A 26,836-nucleotide genomic window follows, 5' to 3' on the forward strand; every position below is an offset into this window, starting at 1 on the left:
ACTAAAGGCCTTTCGATAATATATTTTTGCCTTGGTCACTGGTTCTCGATTCATGTTATAATCAAGACAAAGCAAGCTGAATCGAAGGAGATTTTCCATGAAAACAATACTAGAAACGATTGATACCCGCTATGGAACGGACAATTCCCATAGCTTTTCCCACGGCAATACCCTGCCCTATACAGGGGCACCATTCGGCATGAATTATTTCGTTCCTCAGAGCAGCCATACAGATGGCTCTTGGTTCTTTCAACCAGACTTACCCATCTTCCAAGGCATTCGTCTGACCCACCAGCCCAGTCCTTGGATTGGGGATTTCTCTTGGCTCTTGCTTACGCCTATCACCGAAAAGATCAGCAAGCCTGATATCTATCACCGCCAGTCGTCCTATAGACCAGACGAGAGCATTTTTCAGCCACATTATTTAAAAATTCACTCCAACCGTTATCAAGTCAGCACGGAACTGACTCCGACTACTTACGGATCCTGCTTCCGCCTCACAAGCTAAAGTGCTCAGCCTATCAGCCTTATCCTGCACAGTGGGGCTCAGACCCATTTTCGTATGCTGGACGCCTACACGCTTATAGGCAGTTTGAAAGAAGAAACCAATCCAGCCAAGCGACCTCTAACCATGCATGTCTGCCTGCGCTTTGACCAGCCCATTCAGGCCAGTCATGCCCTTGGAGAGGACTTGGTGCTAGACTTTGAACAAGGAAAACTGCAATTCGCCCTAGCAACGTCCTTTATCTCGGAAGAGCAAGCTGTGATGAATCTGCCTCAAGCTGACTTTGATAGGGTGAAAGAACAGACCAAGCAAACCTGGGAAAGCTATCTCCACCGCTTTGATGTTGTAGAGCAGGGGAAAGTTGACCGCCGCATATTCGATCAGACTCTTTACCGCCTCTTCCTCTTTCCTCAAACCTTTTATGAAATCACTCCTGAAGGACAAGAAATTCATTGGGACTTTACCCATCAGACTGTCCAGTCTGGCAAATTCTATACTAATATCGGTTTTTGGGATGGTTTTCGCACCAATTTTCCTCTGCTAGCTCTTATCGCACCCGACACCTATCACGACTTTCTAGAAGGATTTCTGAATTTCTACAAAGAAACGGGCTATCTACCCAAGTGGCTGGCTCCCGATGAACGGGGTATGATGCCAGGCACCTTGATTGACGGTGTAATTGCGGATGCCGCTGCGAAAGATCTCATTCCTGATCTAGAAGAGGAATTGTTCCAATCTATGCTGGACACAGCAGAAAAAGAAGACCCTTCCAAACGTTACGGCCGACACGGGGCTAGCGACTACCAAGCCTTGGGCTACCTGCCAACAGATTATCATGAAAGCGTCAGCCACACTCTGGACTATAGTTATAGCGACTTTTGCATTGCCAGCCTAGCCAGCAAACTCCAAAAGGAGCAAGTAGCCCAGCGATACAGCCAGCAGGCACACCATTATCGAAACCTTTTCGACTCAGAAACGGGCTATATGCGGGCCAAAGACCGACAAGGACAATTCCGAGCTGACTTTTCTCCTTACAGCTGGGGACGAGATTACGCAGAATGCTCTGCTATTCAAAATACGCTCAGCGTCTTCCACGATATCGAAGGCTTGGAAGAGCTCATGGGGGGCGAGCCAGCCTTTACAGATTATCTGACTAGGCTCTGTCAAGACCAGCCTTATTTTGATGTCAGAGGCTACGGCTACGAAATTCATGAAATGAGTGAGATGGCGAATGCTCACTTTGGCCAGCTAGCCATTTCCAATCAACCTAGTTTTCATATCCCTTATCTTTTCCGCTATAGTACCAAGCCAGAATATACTAGTCTCCTAATCAAAAGCTTGAGAGAAGAGGCTTTTCAGGCTAGTTGGCAGGCTTTTCCTGGTGACGAAGACAATGGCAGCCTCTCTGCTTGGTATATCTGGAGCGCCTTGGGGTTCTATCCGACTTGCCCCGGCAAGCCTCACTATGACTTAGGTATTCCTCTCTTTGACCATCTGCGCCTCTATCTGCCGCAAAGCAAAAAATGGCTTGATATTTACGCTCATGATAACTATCCCCACTTCCAGTTTGTGAAAAAGACAGAATTAGACGGACGAAGCCAGCAGCGAATTTCCCATGAGGACTTACTGGCTTCTGACAGACTGGACTTCTACCTGTCTTGGTTGCCAAATTCATCCTCTACGCACTCATAAAAACAGCAATGCGAAAAGCGAACAAAGCAGAATTCTGTTTACCAGAAAACTAGTTTTGTTCGCTTTTTATATTTGAGGTCGAACTTTTGTCCCAGCCTCCTCAATTGTCTTTGGATTGTCGAGCAAGACGCAGTGGTTGAGTAGGCTCTATTACGCTGATTTCATCAGCTTTTACAGCCCTACTCAACTGTGCGGAGATGGGACGACGAAATCGAATTCTAACCAATTACCGATTCCTGTCCCACTCTCTTTTCTCATTCTAACTCCCCTTGACCTCAATCTTGAGTCTGCTTTGACGACCATCCTCTCGGCTGGCACAAAGGTAAAAATTCAATTCTTGCTGACCCGTAAAAGCCAAGGTTGATAAGGTCAACTCTTTGTTGCTCTCGCCCGGAGCAAAGGTCACATCCCAGATTTGGTCCTCATAAGCCATTCCGTGCGTTCCTGTGCCAGGCTCCGTAACCAGTCGAATCTGCTCCGCCTGCTCCAGCCCGTCTAAACGACGCAGACTAATCTGGCTTGATTGGCCCCCAATTACTGTGTCCGCTGCTTGTGAAAGCACCAAACCAGAAGGCCTCTTCTCTTCCTCCATAATCGCTGGTGTCCTGTACACGGCCAGCTTACTCAACAGTGGCAAGGCTTGGAAATCCGTCAAAATCAAGCGCAAGTAACGAGCCTCGACCATTTTACCCAAAAGTAGACGCTTATAGCCAATCGTCTGACCACGAGCAAAAACAGTCCAGCCATCCTCTTTCTTCACCTCTATGATAAAACCTGCGATCCGTTGCCCTTTGGCAATCGGTTCTCTGATTTCTAACAGATTAAAAGTGCAACTGCGACCTAGGTCAATCTCCAAGACATAGGAAGTTTCCTCCGCATTCGGAGCCCAGAAGCTATCTCTTTGGCCGTCCGTCAGATTGCTTGCTGGATAGTCTGCTCTTTCACTGCTACTTGTGACTTCGGCCTCCGCAGCCAAGTCTTCATCATAGAGTCCAGAAATAACCTGATGAAATTCCTGCAGGCGCTGGACATCGACTTCCGCCAACAAGCCCTCCTTGGTCGGAGGCACATTGAGCAAAAGCGGTGTCCCCCGCCCCACCGAAGCCAGATAAATATCCAGCAAATCCGTCAAAGACTTGGGTTGCTGACTTTCATGATAAAACCAACCCGAACGCAGGGACACATCTGCTTCTCCGACAGAATAGTGAGTACCGTCTGGATCGCCATGGCAAAGATAGATAGGCGGTGTCTGCTCACTCAGCTTTTCCGGTCGAATCTTCTGCCACAAGGGATCGCCAGCTCGGCCACTTTCATTGCCAATCCAACGCAATTCAGTCGCCTCAGTTGAGAAAATGACAGCGTCTTTTTGATAGCGACGAATGGTTTCAAACCAAGCTTCAAAATCATAGGAAAGCTTTTGCGCCCCTTCTCCACGCGCCCCATCCATCCAGATTTCAACAAATTTCCCTTTATTGCCATAGAGCGGATTACTCAATATTTCTTCTAATTGCTGCTGATAGTACTCATTGTAGGCTTTTTGAGTATCTACGTGATAGAGCGGACTGTGCGCATCCCAAGGCGACAGATAAAGCCCCAAATCCATATCATACTGACTAGCTGAGCGTGAAATCTCAGCCAAGAGGTCACCCTTACCATCTCTCCACGGACTGGCAGCCACCGTATAGTCTGTATAACGACTTGTATAAAGAACAAAGCCATCATGATGCTTGACCACGACAATGACCCGTTTAAATCCTGTTTCTTTCAGAACCCTGATCCACTGGTCTGCATCGAGTTTAGTCGGATTGAAAAGCCGAGGATCTTCTTGACCATTTCCCCACTCCTGCTCGTAAAAGGTATTGATGCCAAAATGGATAAAAGCTGCCAATTCATCTTGATGATAAGCCAGCTGAGCCGCTGAAGGCAAGGGACTAAAATCCGCAATCTCTTCTATTTTCTTCATAAATCTCGCTATTCCTCATTTCTTCCTAGTCAATCTCTTCTCTAGCTCCACTATAGCAAAAAAAGAAGACGCTAGCAACGCCTCCTTTTCGACTTCCTAAAAAGCCACTCTTTCTTCTATAATTTGTGGAAGACTGAAAATCCTGACCTAATCCTTGCAAATCGTTTTACTGATATCTCAGAATTTCAAATTCCTTTGAGTACCTTTAACATCCCCTAGCATGATACTCTTGACAAACCTTAGTCAAAGACAATCAAGGACTTAATGGTCTTCCGCTCATCCATATCTTTATAGGCTCGGTCAATCTCTTCCAGTTTATAGCTGGAAGTAAAGACGCGACCTGGATTGATGTCGCCATCAAGGACTGCTTTCAGCAAGACTTGCTTGTCGTAGGTTGTGACAGAGGCTGCACCACCTGCCACTGTGATGTTTTGTGCAAAGGTGGAACCAAGGGCACGATTATTATAGTGGGGAACACCAACAAAGCCTAATCGGCCGCCGTTGTGAAGGACACCAAGCGCTTGGTCAACCGCTGCTTCTGTTCCGACACATTCAAGCGCAGCGTCAGCACCTCCGCCAAGGATTTCGCGCACCTTTGCAATGCCTTCTTCGCCACGTTCAGCAACCACTGCTGTTGCTCCTGATTCAATCGCCATCTTTTGCCGGTCTTCATGACGGCTCATGAGAACAATCTGAGAAGCGCCACGCATCTTAGCGGCGATAACAGCGCATTGCCCAACAGCGCCATCACCGATGACGACTACCTTGTCACCTGCTTTAACATCCGCCACACGCGCTGCATGGTAGCCGGTCGGCATGACATCAGCCAGCGACAAGAAGGACTTAAGCATCCCTTCTGAATAATCTGACGGCTGACCCGGAATTTTCACCAAAGCCCAGTTGGCATACTTGAAGCGCATATATTCTGCTTGCACCCCATCTGACCAGTTATTGCCAATATGCCGGTCACAAGTCCCGTCATATCCTGCTCGGCAGGCATCACAATCCCCACATCCATGGGTAAATGGAGCAATGACAAAATCGCCTGCTTTCACAGTCGTTACTGCATCACCGACTTCCTCGACAATCCCGATTGCCTCGTGTCCACTGTTCATGCCCCCAGGCTTCACCTGCTCATTTCGATAACTCCACAGGTCAGAGCCACAGACACAGGTACGAACAATGCGGATAATGGCATCATCTGGGTCTAGAATTTGCGGATGATCCATTTCTACTAGTCCAACTTGACCAGCCTTGAGATAAACTGCTGATTTCATTGCATTTCTCCTTGTGTTTTGCTAACTATATTATACCACTTTTCAGGTAGATAAACTAAAAAAGCCAAAAGAGCTGTGGGGACATTTTCTTCTCCAGCAAGCGCTAATGCCCTACCTCATCGCTTTTTAAAAGCTGCTTTCTTAGTCCTCACTAAGTAAAGCCGGACTCCTCCAACAACGGCCTGAATCCATCAAAATGACCTCTAGCTTGACTCGGCTAGAGGTCTGACTTACCTTGCTGATATAGGAGCAATCAGTTTATCCTATTCGGAACTGACTAACAATTGATTGTTGATTCTTTAATTTATTAAATTTTTAATTCCTTTAAGCGCTAATGATTTTCTTTTATCTTAGCATTAGAAATATTAATCACAAAGCAACTATCGGTTAACATCTCGAAGTCTGAAAACCATCTAAAAAGCTTCTACTTTCTATCCCACTGTCATAATCAGATAGGCTAAGCAGGCCTACCCAATGATTTAACCAATAGTCCAGTAAAGCAACGACGTATATGTTACAAATAAATATATCAGCAAAGCAAATCGAATGCGAAATTAAGTTTTTCCTTTCCCTATCTTCACTTATATTATACTCCTCCTAGCAAAAGATTGCAAGCGTTTACACTATAGAGATTGAAAATATTTTAACATAAAAGAATAAATATAAAAAGGAAAGGAGACCTTTCAATAAGATCCCCTTTAGACTGTAGATGATTCCTATAAGTTGCTATAGTTAATAAGGCTTTTTAAAAAGGAAATCAGCTATTAGACTTATTTTTCGTCGTCTTTATGAAGCATGTTTTTAACACCTTCAATAGCGCCTTCAACTGCATCTTTTGCATCTTCAGCAACTTCTTTGACTTTAGAAACAACTTTTTCAGCTGCTCCTTCTTTTTCAAGCTTTTCGTCACCGATTACTTTCCCAACACCTTCTTTGACAGCGCCTTTAGCTTGGTTGAATTTTTCTTCTGTTGACATAACTATGTCCTCCTTTATTTCTTTTTGTTTTTAATTAATGTACGCGAGCTTTTTCACTTGATGAAGCAGCATCTTTAACAGCTTCTACACCTTCACCAACTTTTTCTTGAACGGCTGAAAAACCACCGCTAAGACCAGATTTTGCTTTTTCGAATTGCTCTGAAGCAAATTCGCCTGTTGATTCAGCAACATCTGTCACTCGATCTTGAAGGCTAACTGAGTCAGCTTCATGTTGTTCTTTCGTTTTAATATCAACAACATTGACATTTACTTCAACAACTTCCAAATCAGTCATCTTAGAAACTTCCGCCACAACAACATCTTTAATTTCCTTGTACAAGGCAGGAACATTCTTTTGATATTCCACTACTACGTTCAAGTCAACAGCCACTTGTTCTTTCCCAACTTCAACATTAACACCATTCGTTACGTTATCAGTGTTAATCAATTTATCTGCTAAATTAGAGAAGAAGCCACCATCAACAGCTAGCAAACCTGAAACTTTCTCTAAAGAGAGACCAATGATTTTTTGAATGACTTTATCTTCGTAAGTCAATTCACCTTTTACTTCATGAGTTGCTTGCGCAACTTCCTTTTTAGCAACATCTTTAAAATCTTTATTTGTATTTGACATAAGAAACTCCTTATTATTTATTTAATATATTTTTTTGTTGTATATAATATCCGATTCCTGCTCCTATGGCAGCGCAAATCAAGACAAATAGTGTCTTAAAGAAGCCAAAGGATAGGATAAAGCAGGCTAGAACACCGCCCGCTAATCCAGATAGGATTAGATATTGATATTTTTTAAACCATTCCATTTTGGTACTTCCTTACTTTACACGACTAGTATTTTTTTTAGCCTGCGATTTTGGTTTGAAATCTGATACAGAGATTTCAAGCTTGACATCATGATTGAGACCGAAGAATTCTGTTAATCCAGTAGCAATTTCTTCTTGAATCAACTGACTTCTTTTGATGATATTTTCTGACGGAACAATTGCTCCTTTAACAGAAACTATACACTTGTTTTTCCAGCTATTTACGGATACTGTAGGATTTTTGATAAAACCATGGTCTGTTACCAGACTGCGAACAAATCCTTCAATCGCTGAATTTTTCAGCATTAGTTTACCATCCGCATCAGCTAACTGAATTTCCAAACGTCTCTTAGGATAAAAAATTATCACTAACATCAGCAACAATATTAAGCTTGCTAAAACCAGTGTCCCCCAGAAAACATATCTAGATAGATAGTATCCTACAAAAGGAATCTTTTTCCAAGTGAATAACTGGAGGCCTAAACCGCTAACTTTATGAAAATCTAGTAAAACAGGAATCAAAATCGTCAAGATTAAAATACAGAAAATAAGGGAAAGTATTTTTCTTGATTTTGACATATTGAATCCTTTCATCATTAAATTATATTTGTACAAAAAGCAATTCTATGCTTTCTTTCCTACAAAAAACGATACAACTGCAACTACAATAACTGCACCGATGATAGAAGGAATCAAAGCCATGCCAGCCAAACTAGGTCCCCAAGTTCCTAAAAGAGACTGACCAACAGCTGAACCAACTAAACCTGCAACAACGTTGGCGACAATTCCCATAGAACCGCCTTTTTTTGTTATTGATCCAGCAACCAGACCAATAAGCCCACCGATAATAATTGACCACAACATAGTGATTCTCCTTTCTAATTTTTCTGAATCAAAATGTCTTAATAATATTTTTTGATTAATATAATTATATAATTTTCCAAATTGGAAACATAATAATTCAGCTTGGTTTTCTTACCGTTTATCTGTACTATAGATACAAAAAGATAAGAATTCCTTGTTCTACAGGCTTTTACAAGCATTTTTAGATATATTTCAGAGTTATTAAACGAGATTAAATGTATAAAAATATGGTATAATTTCCTGATAATAAAAACACTATATAAAGAAAGATAATATTTTAATGCGAGAATTACTGTCTAAAAAGAGTCACAGGCAATTAGAACTATTAGAACTACTATTTAAAAACAAACGCTGGTTTCATATTTCTGAACTGGCTGAACTATTAAATTGTACAGAACGTTCAGTAAAAGATGATTTATCCCATGTTAAGTCCTCTTTTCCTCAATTGATTTTTCACTCGTCCACTAATGGCATACGTATCATTAATACTGATGATAGTGATATTGAGATGGTCTATCATCATTTCTTTAAGCATTCAACTCATTTTTCAATTTTAGAATTCATCTTCTTTAACGAAGGATATGAAACTGAGAATATTTGTAAAGAGTTTTATATAAGCTCTTCCTCACTCTATCGTATAATCAGTCATATTAACAAAATCATAAAAAAACAATATAATTTTAAAATTAGTCTCAATCCTGCTCGAATCATTGGAGATGAGATTGATATCCGTTATTTTTTTGCACAATATTTTTCGGAAAAATATTATTTTCTTGAATGGCCCTTTACAGATTTTTCAGTAGAACCTTTGTGTAAGCTGTTAGCACTGGTCTACAAAGAAACTGCATTTCCTGTCAATTTCGCAACTCAACGAATGTTAAAATTGCTCCTCGTTACGAATTTATATCGAATCAAGTTTGGCCATTTCTTGGAAGTTGAGAAAAATTCTTTTAACAATCAATTGTTAGAATCCTTCATGCAAGCAGAAGGAATTGAAGACATTGTAGCGAGCTTTGATTCTGAATATCATATCTCTTTGAATAAAGAAGTGATCGGTCAACTATTTGTCTCCTATTTTCAAAAAATGTTTTTCGTTGATGAAAATTTATTTATGAGCTGCGCAAAAACAGACAGCTATGTAAAAAATTCGTATCAATTATTAAGTGATTTAATTGTTCAGATAGAAAGCAAATATAATCTTAAAATTGACAATAATGACAATCTTATTTGGCATTTGCATAATACAGCACATCTGCACCGTCAGGAACTATCTACAGAGTTTATTCTGTTTGATCAAAAAGGAAATACAATCAAGAACTTTCAAAATATTTTCCCTCAATTTGTTTCAGATATTAAAAAAGGGATTGAACATTACCTAGAGACTTTGGATATCCATAGCACACCAATGAAAGTCAACCATCTATCCTATACCTTTATCACTCACAGCAAACATTTAGTGCTGAATCTTTTACAAAATCAGCCTAAATTAAAGGTTTTAGTCATGAGTAATTTTGATCAGTATCATGCAAAATCAGTAGCAGAGACACTTTCTTATTATTGCAGTAATAATTTTGAACTTGAAGTTTGGAATAAATTAGAATTATCCATCGATTCTTTAAAAGAATCACCTTACGATATCATCATTTCTAATTTTATTATTCCACCCATTGAGAACAAGAGGCTGATTTATTCCAACAACGTTAATACGGTTGAGTTAATATCCTTACTTAACGCCATGATGTTTATTCGAATAGATGAGTGACTGAGGAACATTTTCATACGATAAAAAACCGCAATCTAGCGGTTTTTATTGATTTATTTGAGAAAATGTTAAAAAAAGATACAGTCCTGTGGAAAACAGAACTATATCCATTAAATACTATTCACCGCTTATTCCCTTTGTCAGCCTTACAAAAAACTGGTCAACTTTACTCAAACAAGCTATAGTAGTCCGCTATGGTCATCTTGGCTTTTTCTTCCTGCTTGAGGTCTTGGATGATCTGACCTTCCTTCATGACAATCAGTCGGTTCCCATATTTGAGGGCATCCTCCATTTGGTGGGTAATCATGAGGGCCGTCAGCTGGTCTCTGCGGACAAAGTCGTCAGTTAGCTCCATAAGAGCCACACTGGTCTTGGGATCCAGCGCTGCTGTATGCTCGTCCAAAAGAAGTAGCTCTGGACGCTTGAGGGTCGCCATGAGCAGACTCAAAGCCTGTCTCTGACCACCAGAGAGAAACTCAATCGGCGTATCCAGATGTTTTTCCAGACCATTGCCAATCTTATCAATCGTCTCCTGAAACTCCTGCTGATAGCTATTCAGCCGACGAGGGACTAGACCGCGCGATTCACCACGAAACTTGGCAATCAGCAGGTTTTCCGCCACTGTCATCCGAGGAGCCGTTCCCATCTTGGGATCTTGAAAGACCCGCGACAGATATTTGGCTCTCTTTTCAGGTGAAAAGTTGGTCACATTTTCGCCCAAAATATAAATGCTACCACTGCTCAGAGAGAGCGTACCGGCAATCACATTAAAAAGAGTAGACTTCCCTGCTCCATTGCCGCCCAAAATCGTGATAAAATCATGCTCATGAATCTCCAGCGACACATCGTTTAGGATGACCTTTTCTTCATCAAAGCCGTTATTGACCCGCTTGCTGGCATTTTTTAATTCTACAATCGCTGTCATTTGCTTAACTTAGCTCCTTTAAAGAATGTATTTTTCAAGGTCGGAATCATGAGGCAGACCGCTAAGATAACCGCACTATAGAGGCGGAGATAGCTGGTGTTGAAACCAAGAGCGATGACACCCCAAATCAGAAACTGATAGGCAATAGCACCAACTACAATGGTAATCAGGCGCTCAGCTAAGGTCAGGCTCTTAAAGAGAACTTCTCCGATAATCAGACTCGCCAAGCCGACAACGATAACCCCAATCCCGCGGGACACATCAGCATAGCCTTCCTGTTGGGCAATTAGAGCACCAGACAAGGCAATAACGCCATTAGACAAAATCATGCCCATCAATTCCATGCGGCCAGTATTGATACCGAAACTACGCGCCATGTCTGGATTGTCTCCAGTCGCGATGTAGGCCTGTCCCAGCTTGGTATCTAGGAAAAAGAGCAGAGCTGCAATGACCAGACTGACAAAAATCAAGCCTGTCAGGAGATTGTTAATTTCTCCAGAGAAGGGCAAAAAGTCCTGAATCTGCTGAGTTCCCAGCAGACCTAGATTAGCCCGCCCCATGATCATAAGCATAATGGAATGGCAAGAGGTCATGACCAAAATTCCTGACAGCAGGGTCGGAATCTTGCCCTTGGTATAGAGAAGCCCAGTCGCCAAGCCTGCCAGACATCCCGCCAACACCGCAGCCGCCGTTGCCAAGAAAGGGTTCACCCCCTTGGTAATCAAGGTGACGGCTACCGCCCCACCTAGAGGAAAGGAACCTTCCGTCGTCATATCTGGAAAATTTAAAATCCGAAAAGTCATAAAAATCCCCAGACCCAAAATGGCCCAGACCAGACCTTGTGAAATAATGGAAAGAATCATCTTATTGTCCTAACTAAATTAAAATCGTATTCTATTTTAACATAAAAAAGCAGCCAATTTCAATGCCGAAATACCGACAGATAAATTGGCTTTCCTAGCTAATTACTGAACGACGGTCATTCGCCCTGTAGCAACGTCATACACCGCTCCTGAGATCTCCACATCATCCGGGATTAGGGGTGATTGGCGGAGAAGCTCCACATCTTCCCGCACACTTTCCTCCACATCTGTAAATGGAAGAAAATCCTGACCGCTGACATCAACGCCCAGTTCTTGATTGAGAAAAGCAGCAAATTCTTCATTTTTGAAGGTCTGTGCGCCACAATCCGTATGGTGCAGGACCACAATTTCCCGCGTACCCAGCTGCTGCTGCGAAATAACCAGCGAGCGAATCATGTCCTCCGTCACTCGACCGCCAGCATTGCGCAAGATATGAGCATCTCCCAGCGCCAAGCCCAGCGCCTGAGCCACATGGAGCCTAGAGTCCATGCAGGTCACGATTGCCACCTTGGTCTTGGGCTTAATCGGAAGGTAGGAGGTTCCATGCAGGTCCACATAGGCTTGATTGGCCTTCATAAAGTTTTCAAAATAGGACATTCTTTCCCCTTACTAGAATTTATTTGATAGTCAAACCATTTCCTACCATCTTATCATCTTTTGGGTGTTTTGTCAGTTTTCAGATCTAGATCAAGTAAAAATGTACGTTTTTTATAAAAAAATGGAAGAAAAATCTAAAAAAGGTGCGGAAATTCATCCGCACCTTTTTATGATCCTTTTGCGATATAGCGACTGAGTGAACCCGCAAAGCTTTGAAGATTGAGACTTTGAACATAGATTTCCCCAGTGCCTCGGAAGGTGTTTACAACTCCCTCTCCCGTTCCAATAGACTGCCAGAAACCATTTTCTAGATGGATATTATAATCCAAGGACTGGCTCCAAGCTACGACATGGGCATTGTCAATGGTTACTTCTTGATTATTCAGTTCAATTTTCCTAATTGATCCGTAGGCATTGGCCAAGAGAGTACCCTGACCTTGAGTCGTCATGACGAAGAGGCCACCTTGACCGCCAAATATCGCCTTGCCAACAGACTGGCGCTCCATCGTATAGTAAGCCGTACCATCCAGAGCCAGAAAGGCACCATCATTGAGCCGGTACTGCTTTTCTCCCAGATAGAGAGGAATAACTTGGCCGGGAACTTCCGGTGCTAAAGCTAGGAAACCATTATCAGACTGGGCGACAGCTTGGGTGATGAAGGTACTTTCACCCGACACCATGGAACGGCCGACTGCCTTAACAAAGCGGCCCAAACCTGAACCGTTGGCATTGAGCTGAGTGTTCAAGGTCACATTAGGGGTGTGATAGACCATACTGCCACGCTGGATAAAGACCGTCTCTCCTTGATTGAGGTAGAGGTCAACGAGTGGAAATTGCATGTTGCTATCCATGGAAAATTGCATAAGAGTTTCCTCCTTGTTTTTTAAGAAAATTATAGCAATAATAAAATATTTTTGCAATCTAAAACAAAGAAAATCATCCAGCAAAGACTTTTTTCAAGACTTCCCCAATCGTTGTCACACCGATGACTTGGATATTGTCTGGCACCTTGAGGCCATTCAGAGAGTTTTTGGGAGCATAAATCTTGGTGAAGCCCAATTTTGCCGCTTCGTTGATGCGTTGCTCGATGCGGTTGACCCGGCGTATTTCACCAGTCAGGCCAATTTCACCGATAAAGCATTCTTGGGGATTGGTCGGCAAATCCTTGTAGCTGGAAGCAATGGCTACCGCTACTGCCAAATCAATAGCCGGCTCATCTAGCTTGACACCGCCAGCAGACTTGAGGTAGGCATCCTGATTTTGCAGGAGGAGTCCTGCCCTCTTTTCCAGAACTGCCATGATAAGGCTGGCTCGGTTAAAGTCCAGTCCAGTCGTGGTTCGCTTAGCATTGCCAAACATGGTCGGTGTCACCAAAGCCTGCACCTCCGCCAAAATCGGCCGCGTCCCTTCCATGGTCACAACGATGGAAGAGCCTGTCGCACCGTCCAGCCGTTCTTCCAGAAAGACTTCACTGGGGTTGAGCACCTCGACTAGCCCGCCAGATTGCATCTCAAAAATGCCGATCTCATTGGTTGAGCCAAAGCGATTTTTAACTGCCCGTAAAATACGGAAAGTGTGCTGGCGCTCGCCCTCAAAATAAAGCACTGTGTCCACCATGTGCTCTAGCGTTCGGGGGCCAGCTAAGGTTCCTTCCTTGGTCATGTGACCAACGATAAAGGTCGCGATATTATTGGTCTTAGCCAGCTGCATAAGCTCAGCCGTCACCTCGCGGACCTGAGAAACAGAGCCTTGAACACTGGAAATTTCCGGCGACATCACCGTCTGTATAGAGTCTATAATCAAAAAATCTGGCTTGATTTTCTCAATCTCCGTGCGGATATTTTGCATATTGGTCTCGGCGTAGAGATAAAATTCACTGTCAATATCACCGAGGCGTTCCGCCCGCAGCTTAATCTGCTCAGCTGATTCCTCCCCGCTGACATAAAGGACGGTGCCCTGATGAGAAAGCTGGGTGGATACTTGCAGAAGCAGAGTGGACTTCCCGATACCGGGATCTCCGCCAATCAGGACCAGACTGCCCGGCACTACTCCACCACCCAGCACACGATTGAACTCGTCCATTTCTGTCTTGGTCCGGTTGACATCAATCGAAGTGACCTCAGCCAGCTTCATGGGCCGGGTCTTTTCGCCTGTCAAGGAAACACGGGCATGCTTGACCTCTACAGCTTCTACTTCCTCAACAAAAGAAGACCAAGAGCCGCAGTTGGGACAGCGGCCTAGGTACTTGGGCGAATGGTATTCACAATTTTGACAGACAAAGGTCGTCTTTTTCTTAGCGATGATAAACCTCTTTCTATATCTCTATCTCACATTCAATCACTTGGCAAAAATCAATGGTTTCATCTGGCACAAACTGACGGATGAGCATACGATGAGCTACAAGGACTACTGTCTGGTAATCTCGATACTTTGCCATGCAGTCTATAAAACGAGACTTCATCTGCTCAGCTGTCTCATACTGAATAGGACTACTGGGGAGCAAGACTCCATCATTTTCTAAAAACAGGCTTCGAGCTTTTTCAAAATTCTCCATTCCCAGTTCATAGACCTGCCATTCGTGTAGCAAAGGCTCCACTCTCAAAGGAAGGCCAGTGGCACAAGCCACATAAGATGCCGTTTCTAAAGCTCGCGTCATTGCAGAAGACACCAGCAAATCAGCTGAACGCAGTAAAGGATGCTGGCAAAGTTCCTGAGCCTGCCGTCTTCCCTGCTCAGATAAAGGCGCCAAATCCAGACCAAAGCCAGTATAAGAACGCTCCTCTAACTCATGGTAATCAGGCTCACCATGGCGCACAAAAACCACTTTCATCTCAATGCCCAGTAGAGCCAAATCCGCCGGTCCGCACACCCTCGGCTACATCCCCATCCGCAATCAAGAATGGTGCAAAAACAGCCTGCACAATGCGGTCACCCACTTCCAGTACAACCTCTTGGTCTGTAATATTCTGCATCTGAGCAAAGATATGCCCTTCATTTCCAGGATTGCCGTAGTAGTCACCGTCGATGACCCCAACAGAGTTAATCAAGACCAGGCCTTTTTTACGAGGATTGGACGAGCGGTCGTAAAGATAAAGCACCTCGCCCGGCTGCATATAGGCCTTGACACCAGTCGGAACCAGCTTAATCTCCCCTGGCGCAATGACGGTACGCTCTGCCACTTTCAAGTCATAACCAGCTGCGTGAGCCGTCTCTCTCTTGGGCAGCAAATCTTCATTTGGAAAGCTGGAAACCAGCTCAAATCCACGAATTTTCATACATTTCTCTTTTCTATTTTTGCTGTCCCTATTATACTAAATTCGCAAAAAACAAGCAAAAAAACCGCCGATTGAGCGGTTCTCCTTAGTATAAATCTTTGACGACCTTTCCATCCTCTAGATAGGTAAACTGCTCCGTCAAATCTGACGTGAAAACCTGATACATTTCCTTGAAGCTCACAGCCAGTGAGTAGCGGTCAAGATCTTTGCGGTCAATCCAGAATACCTCACCTTCTTCGGATGAGACCAGTTCTCCCTCAAAACGATTGGTCTTGTAAAGAAAAACGACGTAACGTTCATCCTTTTCGGTATAAAACTGCTTGACACCACACAAGCTAGGCTCATAGATGGTCAGACCCGTTTCTTCCTTGATTTCCCGTATCACTGATTTGACAAAGGACTCACGATGTTCAACATGGCCACCTGGAAAGCAGAGGCCCGTCCAATCATCATTTACTTTATTTTGCACTAAAATGCGGTCCCCATCGTAAACCATACACATATTCGTTAAAATAACTCGCTCCGCTCGTGACATCTCTGCTCCTCCATCTACCGGCCGATTCGCTCGACCTGCTGTGACTCATTATAACATAAAAGTATAACATAAAAGCGATCAAATTGATGAAAATCCAGATTTCTCAGTCCTTCCAGCAAAAAAAACCGCCGATTGGGCGGTTCTTATAGGGAGATTATTATGAAAAAGAAAAGTTTTAGGATTTCATCAAACAAAGTTAGGAGGTCTTCATTTGATGGTTATATTATATAAAGCTTATCTTAAAATTAGCTAAAAATAATTTCAGATTTTATAATTCTTGCAAAAGATATTGAAATAGCTCTAAATTGCCCTTTTCTTCGTTGATCAAAAACTCTGGATGCCACTGAAGGCCGATGATACGACTGCCATCCACAGCCTCGATCGCTTCGATGGTATTGTCCCTTGGGTCAAAGGCAGTTGCTCGGAAATTAGGTGCCAAGTCCTTGATGCTTTGGCGATGGACAGAATTAATCTGGCTGGCTTGACCAAATAAACGCTCCACGACGCTGCCTTTCTCTGTGCGAATAGAGTGCGAAGTACCAAATGGCTGCCCCTGCCAGTGATTGTCAATCTGCTGATTGAGCGTGCCACCAAAAGCAACATTGACCAGCTGTAGACCGCGGCAGATGGCCAAGACCGGCTTATCCTGACGAATAGCTTCCTTTAAGAGTGCCAGCTCAAACTCATCCCGAGGCAGATTGTAATCATCGCTATCGATGGCCTTTTCCTCTCCATAAAACTGTGGATGAACATTTTGACCGCCTGATAGAATGAGCTTATCAATGGTTTCTATATAGTCCTTGACCAGACTTTTATCCCCAACAGGAATCACCATGGGCAGACCGCCGACCAGCTTGATGCTTTCGGCAAATTTGCAAGATACAGATGAATGAATGTTTTTGCCCGCCTGATCCACTGGACAAAGATTAGCCGACACTCCAACAATTGTTCTGCACATAGATGATCCCTCCTTAACTTGATATAGAATATCTTACCATTCCACCTCTTAGCCGTCCAATAGTATTTTTTAAAGCTGGCCATAAAAATTTTTTATGTCAAGAACAGTTTTCCACAAAAAGGAATCTAGTAGCGACAGACAAGAAAAAATCAGCAGAAGTCCGCTGATTTCATTTTTCTAATTCAAGCATAACACTGACTGCGGCCAAGGCATAAAGCGGGGCAGTTTCAGCCCGCAGGATACGTGGACCTAGACCAGCGGAGACAGCCCCTGCTTGGCCAAAAGCTGCTATTTCATCTGGTGAGAGACCGCCCTCTGGTCCAAAGATAAAGAGCACTTTTGCGCCGGCTGCTAAGCCCGACAGAGCTCGGACCAGAGCTGCAGATTCTCCTGTTTTTGCCGATTCTTCATAAGCCACGATGATGCGGTCAAAGTCTGCCAAGGCCACCAGAAAATCTGCCTTTTTATCAAAGAGCCGAACCTCAGGAATCAGATTGCGCTTGCTCTGCTCCGCTGCTCCCTGAGCAATTTTCTCTAGCTTTTCGCTCTTTTTGGCTAGCTTTTTGCCATCCCACTTGGCCACCGACCAGTCCGCTGGAAAGGCCCAGATAGCATTGGCTCCCAGCTCCGTTGCCTTTTGGGTGATAAACTCTAACTTATCACCCTTGGGAAAGCCTGAAGCAATGGTCACTTGAACCGGCAACTCGGTATTGTCTGCCAGCTCCTCCAAAATTTCCAAACTCTGCTGGCTGGGATCCAACACCTGAGCCAGCCGTTTCACACCATCATCAAAGACCAGTGTGACTTGGTCGCCCTCTTTAAGCCGCATGACTGAAAACATGTGCTTGGACGTGTCCTTATCCGTGACCACCAGAGGAGACTGAGGAATTCCTTTTATAAAATACTGCTGCATCTAACCACCTATCACGCCTGAAATGTCCTGCGTTTTCTTAAAGACACAGGCATTCCATTCGCCCTGAATCATATGTGTTTCTAGGAAAAATCCTGCTGCTTCTGCTGACTCGCGCACCATTTCCCACTTCTCAGAAATGATTCCACTCATAATCAGATAGCCCTCATCCTTAACCAAACGATAGGCATCCTCTGTCAGATGGACGAGAATATCGGCCAAAATATTGGCAACAATGACATCCGCCTTGATTTCTACCCCTCGGAGAAGATCACCCGGTGCTACATGGATGTTCTCCATACCAGGGTTAAGCTCAATATTTTCCTGCGCCACACGCACCGCCACCTCGTCTAAATCATAAGCGTAGATGTCCTTGGCGCCCAAGAGAGAACTAGCAATGGAGAGGACACCACTGCCTGTGCCTACATCCAGAACCGTTTCTCCGCCCCGCAGGACCTGCTCCAGAGCAAAGAGACTCATCTTGGTCGTCGGGTGGGTCCCCGTACCAAAGGCCATGCCAGGGTCCAGCTTGATGATCTTCTCACCAGCTGTCGCCTCGTAGTCCGTCCAGGACGGCACAATGGTCAAGTCATGGGTAATCCGAGCCGGCTCAAAGTATTTCTTCCAGTTGTCCGCCCAGTCTTCCTCAGCCAGTTCCTGCCGAGTCAGCTGAATATCGCCCGTCTCCAAGCCAAAACCATCCAGCTCAGCCAGGCGCTTATTGGCCTGGGCCGCAATGGCCTCTATATCCACAGAATCCGGGTAGTAGCCCGTAATCCTGACCCGCTCGCTCTGCTCAACTTCTGGAAAAAGCTCACCATACTGGTCAACCTGCCCCAGATAATCTGCGCTGTCATCGATAGCCACACCCTGACTGCCCAGCTCAATCAGAATATTAGAGGCTGCTTCCTCCGCCTCACGCTTCACTTCAATCGTTAATTCCTGCCAAGTGTCCATCATTAAAATACCAAGCCCGTAAAACACAAAGCCAAAATAGGAAATTCTCTGACGACGCTTGCGTCTAAGAGAGCTTTATCTTTTTGCCACAGTGTTTAGGGCGGGTTCAGTTTAGAAATTTAACTGAACAATCCTTTCTTTGTTTATTTTATTGTCTTCGTCATGTAAACCATATCCATGCCTTCTTTTTCGGGCTCAATATGGGTCTGATGATAGCCGTTTTTCTCATAAAAAGCGACCATGCCTTTATCTTGGAAAACCGTACACAAATCCCATTGCGTAATGGTGGAGAATTTCTCCTCAATCAGACTAAGCCCCTCAGAGCCATATCCTTTATTCTGGTACTCAGGCAAAATCGCCACTGTCCCAATCCAGCCTGCTGTCTGTTCATCATTTGTATTCAAGCGAATAAAGCCCAGAATCTTCTCGGCCTCTTTGACAAAATAATAAAAACTATTGGGCCGCTCGACTAGCTTCCATCGAATCCGCTCACGTTCCTCTAGATAGGGGTCGTATTGATCTTGATATTTCTCATAAACAGCCTTAAAACTCGCTCGCTGAATATCGATAATAGTCTCTAAATCTTCAGCTCCCGCCTGCTCAATATAAATCATGCTCGCACCTCCAAATAATCTCTCAACCTGCTCTGCAGCTGCGGAATAACCTTTTCATCTGATAAGAACTGGCTCACATCCATCATCTGATAAGCCTGACCCTCATCGCCAAAGGCAATACTGGCAAAATCTTCCTGAGTGATGGTTCCCACCATAAAAATAGAGGTTTTGTCTGGATCAAGCATCCCTTGATATTCCTTAGCCCAGACAATATCCACTTCTTCAAGCTTCAAACCAAGCTCTTCAAAAACCTCTCGTTGGACGCATTCAAAAGGCGTCTCCTCACCCTCTCGGCCACCGCCCGGCAACTCCCACATATTGGGCCAAGGAATGGTTGAAATATCGTCTCGCAAGATAGTCAACAGCTTATCATCACAGAGCAAGGCAATCTTGCAACCAGAAAATTCCATCTGTTTGTGCAGCAAATCTAGTCCTTCTGCATCCGCCATCAGCGCCTCCTAATACCTCGGATAAGGATAAAAGTCTGTCTCAGCCAAGTCAGCTCTGCCATTTTCAAAAGCCTCAGCATTCCAAGCCATCTCAAACTCTGCTGCCTCTGGATCTGCTAAAAAGTCCATGAGCGCATCAAGGCCAGACTCAGCCGTTTGGGTTAGGAAATCCACGAAATAAGCCAGAAACTCCCTTGACAGCCCCTTCTTCGGCTCATAGGGCAGGGCAGCCAGATAGTCCTCGGCCTCAAAACGAGACTTGACCGGATTATAGAAAAGCACAGCTTCCTCAAAGTAAATATCCTCTGCCGAGGCATTACCCTCAGCATCAACCGTCTCAATACCGCCGGGATTTTGCACCTCAAGGAGGAAGGCCACTTCCACTGCGTGATTCTTCTTGTCCCAGTTTATCTCATAGTCAAAAGGAAAGCTCTTCCCCATTTCCTCGTCCAATATCTCTAAAAAACCGTACTTAGCCATGATTTCCTCTTTTCATTGTGATAAAATATTACTATCTATAATAGTAACACAAAAAGCCAAGAAAAACACTTGCAGAAAGGAAATCTTATGCCAGAAAACCTCGCCCTGCGCATGCGGCCAACCAGCATTGATCAGATCATCGGCCAGCAACATCTGGTCGGACCCGGGAAAATCATCCGCCGCATGGTTGAAGCCAACCGCCTGTCCTCGATGATTCTATATGGACCACCCGGCATCGGCAAAACCTCCATCGCCTCGGCTATTGCCGGCACAACCAAGTTTGCCTTTCGGACCTTTAACGCCACCGTAGATAGCAAGAAACGCCTGCAAGAGATCGCTGAAGAAGCGAAATTTTCCGGCGGACTGGTGCTCCTGCTAGACGAGATTCACCGTCTGGACAAGACCAAGCAAGATTTCCTGCTGCCACTATTAGAAAGTGGGCTGGTTATTATGATTGGGGCGACGACAGAAAATCCTTTCTTTTCTGTCACCCCTGCTATTCGAAGCCGGGTCCAGATATTTGAGCTTGAGCCCCTCAGCAACGACGACATTCGGACAGCCATCCAGCTAGCCTTGACGGATAAGGAACGAGGATTTGATTTCCCAGTGGAGCTAGATGATGAAGCTCTGGACTTCATTGCTATCTCTACCAATGGAGATTTGCGCTCCGCCTATAACTCGCTGGATTTAGCGGTGCTTTCTACCCCAGAAAATGACAAGGGCATCCGCCACATTACTCTTGATGTCATGGAAAACAGCCTGCAAAAGAGCTACATCACCATGGATAAGGACGGAGACGGCCATTACGATGTCCTCTCTGCCCTGCAGAAGTCCATCCGTGGCTCTGATGTCAATGCCAGCCTCCACTACGCAGCTCGGCTCATTGAGGCAGGAGACCTGCCTAGCCTAGCTCGACGCTTGACCGTTATCGCTTACGAGGATATTGGTCTGGCAAATCCTGACGCCCAAGTCCATACCGTTACAGCTCTAGAAGCAGCTCAGCGGATCGGCTTTCCTGAAGCTCGTATCCTTATTGCCAATATTGTTATTGATCTGGCTCTGTCGCCCAAGTCCAACTCAGCCTATGTGGCCATGGACAAGGCCCTAGCTGACCTACGGAAGAATGGAAACTTACCCATTCCCCGCCACTTACGCGACGGCCACTATGCCGGCAGCAAGGAATTGGGCAACGCACAGGACTATCTCTACCCTCACTCCTATCCTGGCAATTGGGTCAAGCAAGACTATCTTCCTGACAAGATAAGGGATGCCAATTATTTCACTCCCAATGAAAATGGCAAATACGAGCGAGCCCTTGGAATGACCAAGAATAAGATTGATGACTTAAAAAAATGATGGCATCGTTTGCAAAAAATCACATTTTTCTCTTGAATTTTTCAAAATTTATGGTATTATAATTATAGAAACGCTGTGGTGTACGACTTCACACTTAAGTGTTGACCGACTATTTTTTGTATTATTAGGGAAACAAAAGACTTCTAACAGCGTGCAAGCCGTGTCACGCGGAAGCAGCTTCAGTTAGAGCGAGTTGCCCACCTGCTTAATTGCGCGGGTTCAATACAAATCGTGAAGGTCCGGCACCAATACAGCTTTTTCTCTTGCCTCCTTAGCTCAGTTGGTAGAGCAGTAGACTCTTAATCTATGGGTCGCAGGTTCGAGCCCTGCAGGGGGCATAGAAAGTATGACTAAGAAAGCCTATTCTGTAGGCTTTTTTACTTGCTCTGAAATCATTCTGCCCCATCATTTGCCCCACATTTTTTATTAGCAATCTTTCCAAACATCTCTTATTTGATTAAATTCTTCAAAAATTTTCTCTTCTAAAGTGTATCCATACACTTCTACTAACATCGAAATATCTCTATGCCCTAAAATTTTTGCAATAACTCCAAGGTCAAATCCTTTGTGCCAGAGGTAGCTTCCATAGGTGTGGCGTGCTCCTTTTGTCGTGATAATTGGATAAATGTTCAACTCATTTAAGAGAACACTCAAAGCTTTATTGACACTTGCAATATCTGGAACTGAATGAATATATCCAAAATGTTGAAAGATCATCCGATATCGATTTTTGATTCCTAACTCCATGTTTGCTCTTTCTTGCTCCGTTTGTAAAAGGCGCAAAATTTTGATACATTCCTCGTCTATTGGGACTATCCGAATAGACGTTTTATTTTTTGGTGGAACAAACTTATGGGATAGTGTATTATACCTCCTGTACGTTTTTAACAATCCTCTGTCAAAATCAACCTCATTCCAAGTTAATGCTACTAACTCTCCAAATCTCATACCTGTTTTTAACAAAAAATAGAGGATATAAGGAACAATTGAACGTTGGTAATCAAATTTTCTCTTTACTGCTAAAAGTAAATCCAGATAGTCCTTTTCTGTATGTAAATATTTCTCTTCTGTCATCTGTTGTTCTTTGGATGAAAATAATTTGCTGTATGAGGGCGATTTTCTTTTTGTAAGTCAGACTGAAACTTCCAAATTGTTTATTTATTTTATTGACATTTTCTATAAAAATAAGTACAATAGTTTTATTAGCAAACTATACTATACTATATAGAGGGTATTGAAATGAAATTTTCTAATCGTTTACTGCTATTCCTTGCAGGAGTTGTTTTTGTCCTTTTAGGACTTTTCCTATTTACAAACCCAGTAGCTAATCTTGTTGCTTACAGCTGGTGGATTGCATTTGGTTTACTGGTTTCTTCTATAGCAGCTATTTTAGGCTATTTCTCTGTACCAAAAGAGCTTCGCTCACCAGCTCATCTTTTCCAAGGGATTGTTAATCTTCTCTTAGCTCTTTACCTCGTTGCCTATGGCTTTGTGACGCTGCCAGTTGTCATTCCAACTATTTTAGGAATTTGGTTAATTGTAGAAGCCATTATAGTTTTCTTTAAAGGCAATCGTCTGGGATTGATTTTCCCTATTATTGGCAACCATATCATGTGGATAGCGTTGCTTGCATTTTTACTAGGTCTAGTGATTTTGTTCAATCCAGTAGCTACAAGTGTCTTTGTCGTTTATGTCGTTGCCTTTGCATTTTTAATTGTTGGTTTCACCTATATCCTTGATGCCTTTCGTAAATAATCTAGCTGCCATTTTGGGCATATTAAAATAGCTGGGAAGTTACATTCTCAGCTTTTTCTGTTGCCTCCTTAGCTCAGTTGGTAGAGCAGTAGACTCTTAAGCTATGGGGCGCAGGTTCGAGCCCTGCAGGGGGCACATCTAAATCAACAGAAATAAGCCTTGAAACCAAGGCTTTTTTTAACGTCTAATAGCTTTTTGTAGAAAAGTATTTAAAAATAAAAGAGAAGAGAATCTCTCACTCTCTTCTCAGTATATCTTATTAAATTTAGTTTTTCTTAATCTAGCTGATTTTCCTTTGCAACGACAAATTCCTTAACCAATCGATAGATAACAGCAAATATCGGTGTAAAGAATATCATCCCAAGTAAGCCAAAGAGATTGCCTCCAATACTAGCAGCCGCAAGCGTGAAAATAGCTGGCAAACCAATAGACTGACCTACAACTCTAGGATAAATAAGGTTTCCTTCAATCAGCTGTATAACTTGATATAGAAGAAGAGAAAGTAAGGCTTGAGTAGGACTCACTGTGAAGATAAAAATCGCTCCCACAACACAAGCAATCATAGGCCCTACATAAGGAATGAACGATAGCACTCCTGCAAAGATACCTGTCATTACTCCATAGGGTATCCCAAACACGCTGTAACCAACCGCTATCATAACTCCTATGATAACTGCTTCAATCAGCTGACTCATCAAAAATTGGTCATAAGTCTCTAGTGCTACTTGTCCAATGTAAGTCAACTTTATCACCACCTTCTCTGGAAGAAAAACTTTTAGAAGTCGACTCGTCATCGCTGCCAAATGTTCCTTACTGGATAAAAATGAAAAGGTGAAGACTATAATCAAAAAGGCATTCATCAAACTTGAAAAAATATTGCCGATATTACTAGTCAGACCTGATAAAAAACCTATCAAAGCTTGGCTAATAGAACTAGATTGTCCCTGTATGCCTGATACGATAGTTGACAACATGTCTTTGGTTACAAATTCCGAGCTGCCTAGCAATTTCCCAAGTTGAGTAAGGACTGTTGAAAGGACTGTTCCCAGCTGACTAATAGTCTGGGCTAGGGTTGGCAGCACCAAAACCAAAAGAGCAATCACGATTAAGATAAGAGCTAGGAAAACAAGTACCATGGCAATCGGACGACGCAACTCTGCCTTTACCTTCAATTAACTAAGTACTGTTCAATTTTTTTCATAGGAACATTAAGCACAAAAGCAATAACAGCACCATAAATCAAGGTTGATATTACATCAAAGAGAGAGATTGCTCCTGATATAAAGCTCGATGCATTCAGAATTACAAGAGCAACCAGCCCTATAAAAAGTATTAACGGGGTGTATTTTTTTACTAAGTTCATAAATTCTCCTTAATAAACATGTTTAGATACGACTATACTATTTGGTTTTTCAAACTCTCGATTAAGGTAGGCTTGGTAAGTTCCTGGAGCGATAAATCCTTTGGGTGAGAGGATATCGGTGCCAGCCTGACCGACTATGGTATCAGCCAAGAGCACACAGTTTGTAGATAAGACAAAGTAGGATTTAAACTTAGATTTGATAAATTTATAAAGTTCCCCATCTGTCTCATGTCTGATTTTATAAGCGTAGGTGTAGTCTTCCTTACCATCACCTGTCATGATTTTATCTGCACTTGGCTCCCATGGAATCGTCAGTTGTTTCAATTCAGCCAACTTTTTCTGAACTGCTTTTTCCATTTCAGGCGTCAAATCTATCCCATAACCAAAAAGCGTTTTTTGACTCTCACGTTTACATAGGTCAATGTACTTGTCACGATCACAGAAATATAAGACACCATCTCCTACCATGCCAAATAAGGTCTCAGAAGACGGATCATAGTTGCCATAAGAAATAACACGGCCTTGATAGCAGATATCCACATGACCAATTGCCGAAAACAGAGAGGTCTCAGCTGTATGAACAAAAATTTCAAGCTCCGCTGTCTTACCAGACTTCACCATTCCAAGATGGATATCCTCTCTCTCATCAGCATTTTCCTGCATGAATTTGTTGATTTTTGCTAAAGTACTTGCAGGGATGAGAGCGGCTAGGACAATAGGTAAGCTCATTCTTACACGACGTTTGAGATGGTTTTTCCCAATTTCCTCCTCAAACAAGAAACCATCACGGATATTGGACACACCATAAAGGAAAAAATAAGCCCCTAATACAAAGAGTTGAAAGACAGAATTTCCTGTAGAGGACAAAAGACTAGTCCCACCAAGAAAAACTAGTACGAGTCCATCTAGTAAGAGACGAAAACGAGGTCGAATTTTGTTTTTGCGGTAGAGAACATAGGTGACAAGGTTAATACTAGCATGAAAAATCTGATAAACTCCAATCACAAGAGCCAGAACATAAATCGGTATATCAGTCGCAAGATTAGAACCTAGCAAATATCCCAGCACTAACAATTTAACCAGTGCAACTCCCAAGGTATCCGTTGACTGGCTTTTTTTGAAAACTCTTAATAGCAAATCTACGACCGTTGCTATCCAAGCTAAAAACAGAACCAGGCGAATAACTGTTACTGGCAACCAAGTCCCCGTGACCATCAAGATGAGACCTAGCAGAACAAACAAGAACCCCTGAGCAAGTAATTTCTTACCTGTCAGACCTAAAGATAGAATTTTCGCCATATAAAAACCTTTCAACAATAAAAATTAAACACTCCGATTAAACTGACTAGTAAATAGCCAACACTACAAACAGCCTGTGCCAGCAACATATGGTGACTAGAAATGACTGTAATAATGTCACCATCTTGTCTTATGCACTTCTAAAATTTGTTATATTGATTAGAAACCAGAGCTTATAAAAACTAGCTAAACTCGAGAGATAGACACAATTGCGACGAAAAAATGTATAACCAATTCAACTTGTTAAGGTAAGAAAGCATTATTTCCAATCTATTAATTATTCATCTATTACCTATTATGACACAATATTCCCTATAGTTCAACTTTTTACTTGTTTTTATATTACACGGACTAAAAAGTTTTCAACAGTTGATTGCATTTGTTTTAATAAGTTTTAACCTTTCTTGGTTAGATAAAAAAAGAACCATACAGTTTAGAATCTGTATGGTTTTTGCCCCACTTTTGTCCCATTTTTAAATCATGACATTGAAAATACCTAAAATCACTTATATTTCAATATTTTTAATTGCTCTCAATATGAAAGTCCTTTCCAAATCCCTGTAGGGGGCATCTAAATCAACAGGAAAAAGCCTTGGAATCAAGGCTTTTTTGTGTAGTCTTAGCACTAAAAAACGATAG

Annotated in this window: 25 protein-coding genes, 2 tRNA genes and 3 pseudogenes; 6 read left to right on the forward strand and 24 right to left on the reverse strand. The window is 43.1% G+C overall.

Annotated elements, in window-relative coordinates; all coding sequences use genetic code 11:
• The first annotated feature begins 97 nt into the window (after positions 1–97).
• A pseudogene (locus D8792_RS01505) lies at positions 98–2,197 on the forward strand (GH92 family glycosyl hydrolase).
• Positions 2,198–2,456: 259 nt separating this feature from the next.
• Here D8792_RS01505 and D8792_RS01515 read toward each other — a convergent pair.
• The 7 genes from D8792_RS01515 to D8792_RS01545 form a co-directional block, all read right to left on the reverse strand.
• Entirely contained in the window at positions 2,457–4,160 is a 1,704-nt protein-coding gene (locus D8792_RS01515; RefSeq protein WP_125372602.1) for an alpha-L-fucosidase, read from the reverse strand.
• 239 nt (positions 4,161–4,399) lie between these two features.
• Positions 4,400–5,437: an alcohol dehydrogenase catalytic domain-containing protein gene (locus D8792_RS01520; protein ID WP_125372603.1), complete on the reverse strand. Its 1,038-nt coding sequence runs from the start codon at positions 5,435–5,437 to the stop codon at positions 4,400–4,402.
• 770 nt (positions 5,438–6,207) lie between these two features.
• Positions 6,208–6,414, reverse strand: a complete 207-nt coding sequence (locus tag D8792_RS01525) for a CsbD family protein (RefSeq protein WP_005591616.1) — start codon at positions 6,412–6,414, stop codon at positions 6,208–6,210.
• 34 nt (positions 6,415–6,448) lie between these two features.
• Positions 6,449–7,048 carry an Asp23/Gls24 family envelope stress response protein gene (locus D8792_RS01530; RefSeq protein ID WP_005591615.1) on the reverse strand — a complete coding sequence of 200 codons (600 nt, stop codon included), beginning with the start codon at positions 7,046–7,048 and terminating at the stop codon, positions 6,449–6,451.
• 13 nt (positions 7,049–7,061) lie between these two features.
• Entirely contained in the window at positions 7,062–7,235 is a 174-nt protein-coding gene (locus tag D8792_RS01535; protein ID WP_005591614.1) for a DUF2273 domain-containing protein, read from the reverse strand.
• Between the two features lie 12 nt (positions 7,236–7,247).
• Positions 7,248–7,814 (reverse strand): alkaline shock response membrane anchor protein AmaP, encoded by a 567-nt coding sequence (gene amaP, locus D8792_RS01540; protein WP_125372604.1) that lies wholly within the window; start codon positions 7,812–7,814, stop codon positions 7,248–7,250.
• A gap of 45 nt (positions 7,815–7,859) precedes the next feature.
• Positions 7,860–8,099: a GlsB/YeaQ/YmgE family stress response membrane protein gene (locus D8792_RS01545; protein ID WP_015605856.1), complete on the reverse strand. Its 240-nt coding sequence runs from the start codon at positions 8,097–8,099 to the stop codon at positions 7,860–7,862.
• A 280-nt stretch (positions 8,100–8,379) separates the two neighbouring features.
• On the opposite strand from D8792_RS01545, the gene D8792_RS01550 reads away from it, so the two are divergent.
• Entirely contained in the window at positions 8,380–9,861 is a 1,482-nt protein-coding gene (locus tag D8792_RS01550; protein WP_125372605.1) for an AcpB/EbpR/MafR family transcriptional regulator, read from the forward strand.
• A gap of 166 nt (positions 9,862–10,027) precedes the next feature.
• On the opposite strand, the gene D8792_RS01555 is transcribed toward D8792_RS01550, so the two are convergent.
• The 14 genes from D8792_RS01555 to D8792_RS01625 form a co-directional block, all read right to left on the reverse strand.
• A complete protein-coding gene (locus D8792_RS01555) occupies positions 10,028–10,786 on the reverse strand; it encodes an ABC transporter ATP-binding protein (protein WP_125372606.1) in 759 nt (252 codons plus the stop codon).
• A complete protein-coding gene (locus tag D8792_RS01560; protein ID WP_125372607.1) occupies positions 10,783–11,649 on the reverse strand; it encodes an ABC transporter permease in 867 nt (288 codons plus the stop codon). The genes D8792_RS01555 and D8792_RS01560 overlap by 4 nt, the downstream gene beginning before the upstream one ends.
• Before the next feature lie 102 nt (positions 11,650–11,751).
• The gene (locus tag D8792_RS01565; RefSeq protein ID WP_125372608.1) at positions 11,752–12,246 is read right to left on the reverse strand and encodes a beta-class carbonic anhydrase; all 495 of its coding nucleotides are present in this window, start codon (positions 12,244–12,246) and stop codon (positions 11,752–11,754) included.
• Positions 12,247–12,413: 167 nt separating this feature from the next.
• The gene (locus D8792_RS01570; protein WP_005591607.1) at positions 12,414–13,109 is read right to left on the reverse strand and encodes a TIGR00266 family protein; all 696 of its coding nucleotides are present in this window, start codon (positions 13,107–13,109) and stop codon (positions 12,414–12,416) included.
• 73 nt (positions 13,110–13,182) lie between these two features.
• Positions 13,183–14,550, reverse strand: a complete 1,368-nt coding sequence (gene radA / locus D8792_RS01575; RefSeq protein WP_125372609.1) for a DNA repair protein RadA — start codon at positions 14,548–14,550, stop codon at positions 13,183–13,185.
• Between the two features lie 10 nt (positions 14,551–14,560).
• Positions 14,561–15,076 (reverse strand): histidine phosphatase family protein, encoded by a 516-nt coding sequence (locus D8792_RS01580; RefSeq protein WP_185758379.1) that lies wholly within the window; start codon positions 15,074–15,076, stop codon positions 14,561–14,563.
• A 1-nt stretch (position 15,077) separates the two neighbouring features.
• Complete coding sequence (locus D8792_RS01585; protein ID WP_125372611.1) at positions 15,078–15,521, reverse strand: dUTP diphosphatase; 444 nt, start codon at positions 15,519–15,521, stop codon at positions 15,078–15,080.
• A gap of 85 nt (positions 15,522–15,606) precedes the next feature.
• Positions 15,607–16,056 (reverse strand): 8-oxo-dGTP diphosphatase, encoded by a 450-nt coding sequence (locus D8792_RS01595; RefSeq protein ID WP_125372612.1) that lies wholly within the window; start codon positions 16,054–16,056, stop codon positions 15,607–15,609.
• A gap of 268 nt (positions 16,057–16,324) precedes the next feature.
• Positions 16,325–17,014: a gamma-glutamyl-gamma-aminobutyrate hydrolase family protein gene (locus D8792_RS01600; protein ID WP_062004366.1), complete on the reverse strand. Its 690-nt coding sequence runs from the start codon at positions 17,012–17,014 to the stop codon at positions 16,325–16,327.
• A gap of 169 nt (positions 17,015–17,183) precedes the next feature.
• The gene (locus D8792_RS01605) at positions 17,184–17,927 is read right to left on the reverse strand and encodes a 16S rRNA (uracil(1498)-N(3))-methyltransferase (protein ID WP_062004364.1); all 744 of its coding nucleotides are present in this window, start codon (positions 17,925–17,927) and stop codon (positions 17,184–17,186) included.
• Positions 17,928–18,881, reverse strand: a complete 954-nt coding sequence (gene prmA / locus D8792_RS01610; protein WP_312023811.1) for a 50S ribosomal protein L11 methyltransferase — start codon at positions 18,879–18,881, stop codon at positions 17,928–17,930. It lies immediately after the preceding gene.
• A 143-nt stretch (positions 18,882–19,024) separates the two neighbouring features.
• A complete protein-coding gene (locus D8792_RS01615; protein WP_125372614.1) occupies positions 19,025–19,495 on the reverse strand; it encodes a GNAT family N-acetyltransferase in 471 nt (156 codons plus the stop codon).
• Positions 19,492–19,944 (reverse strand): NUDIX hydrolase, encoded by a 453-nt coding sequence (locus D8792_RS01620; RefSeq protein ID WP_125372615.1) that lies wholly within the window; start codon positions 19,942–19,944, stop codon positions 19,492–19,494. Before D8792_RS01620 ends, D8792_RS01615 begins: the two co-directional genes overlap by 4 nt.
• A 9-nt stretch (positions 19,945–19,953) precedes the next feature.
• Entirely contained in the window at positions 19,954–20,424 is a 471-nt protein-coding gene (locus D8792_RS01625) for a DUF3013 family protein (RefSeq protein WP_125372616.1), read from the reverse strand.
• Between the two features lie 87 nt (positions 20,425–20,511).
• On the opposite strand from D8792_RS01625, the gene D8792_RS01630 reads away from it, so the two are divergent.
• The gene (locus tag D8792_RS01630; RefSeq protein ID WP_125372617.1) at positions 20,512–21,780 is read left to right on the forward strand and encodes a replication-associated recombination protein A; all 1,269 of its coding nucleotides are present in this window, start codon (positions 20,512–20,514) and stop codon (positions 21,778–21,780) included.
• 265 nt (positions 21,781–22,045) lie between these two features.
• Positions 22,046–22,118, forward strand: a tRNA-Lys gene (locus tag D8792_RS01640).
• Between the two features lie 88 nt (positions 22,119–22,206).
• Here D8792_RS01640 and D8792_RS01645 read toward each other — a convergent pair.
• Positions 22,207–22,881: pseudogene (locus D8792_RS01645) on the reverse strand (site-specific integrase); the annotation flags it as partial.
• A 138-nt stretch (positions 22,882–23,019) separates the two neighbouring features.
• Here D8792_RS01645 and D8792_RS01650 point away from each other — a divergent pair.
• Entirely contained in the window at positions 23,020–23,535 is a 516-nt protein-coding gene (locus D8792_RS01650; RefSeq protein WP_000672740.1) for a DUF308 domain-containing protein, read from the forward strand.
• A gap of 62 nt (positions 23,536–23,597) precedes the next feature.
• Positions 23,598–23,670, forward strand: a tRNA-Lys gene (locus tag D8792_RS01655).
• Between the two features lie 140 nt (positions 23,671–23,810).
• Here the strand turns inward: D8792_RS01655 and D8792_RS01660 are convergent.
• Both D8792_RS01660 and D8792_RS01670 read right to left on the reverse strand, forming a co-directional pair.
• Positions 23,811–24,898 (reverse strand): annotated as a pseudogene (locus tag D8792_RS01660) (AI-2E family transporter).
• A gap of 9 nt (positions 24,899–24,907) precedes the next feature.
• Positions 24,908–26,197, reverse strand: a complete 1,290-nt coding sequence (locus D8792_RS01670; protein ID WP_032915016.1) for a membrane protein — start codon at positions 26,195–26,197, stop codon at positions 24,908–24,910.
• Positions 26,198–26,836: the final 639 nt, after the last annotated feature.

It is taken from the genome of Streptococcus cristatus (genome assembly GCF_003943505.1).
Taxonomy (GTDB): domain Bacteria; phylum Bacillota; class Bacilli; order Lactobacillales; family Streptococcaceae; genus Streptococcus; species Streptococcus cristatus_E.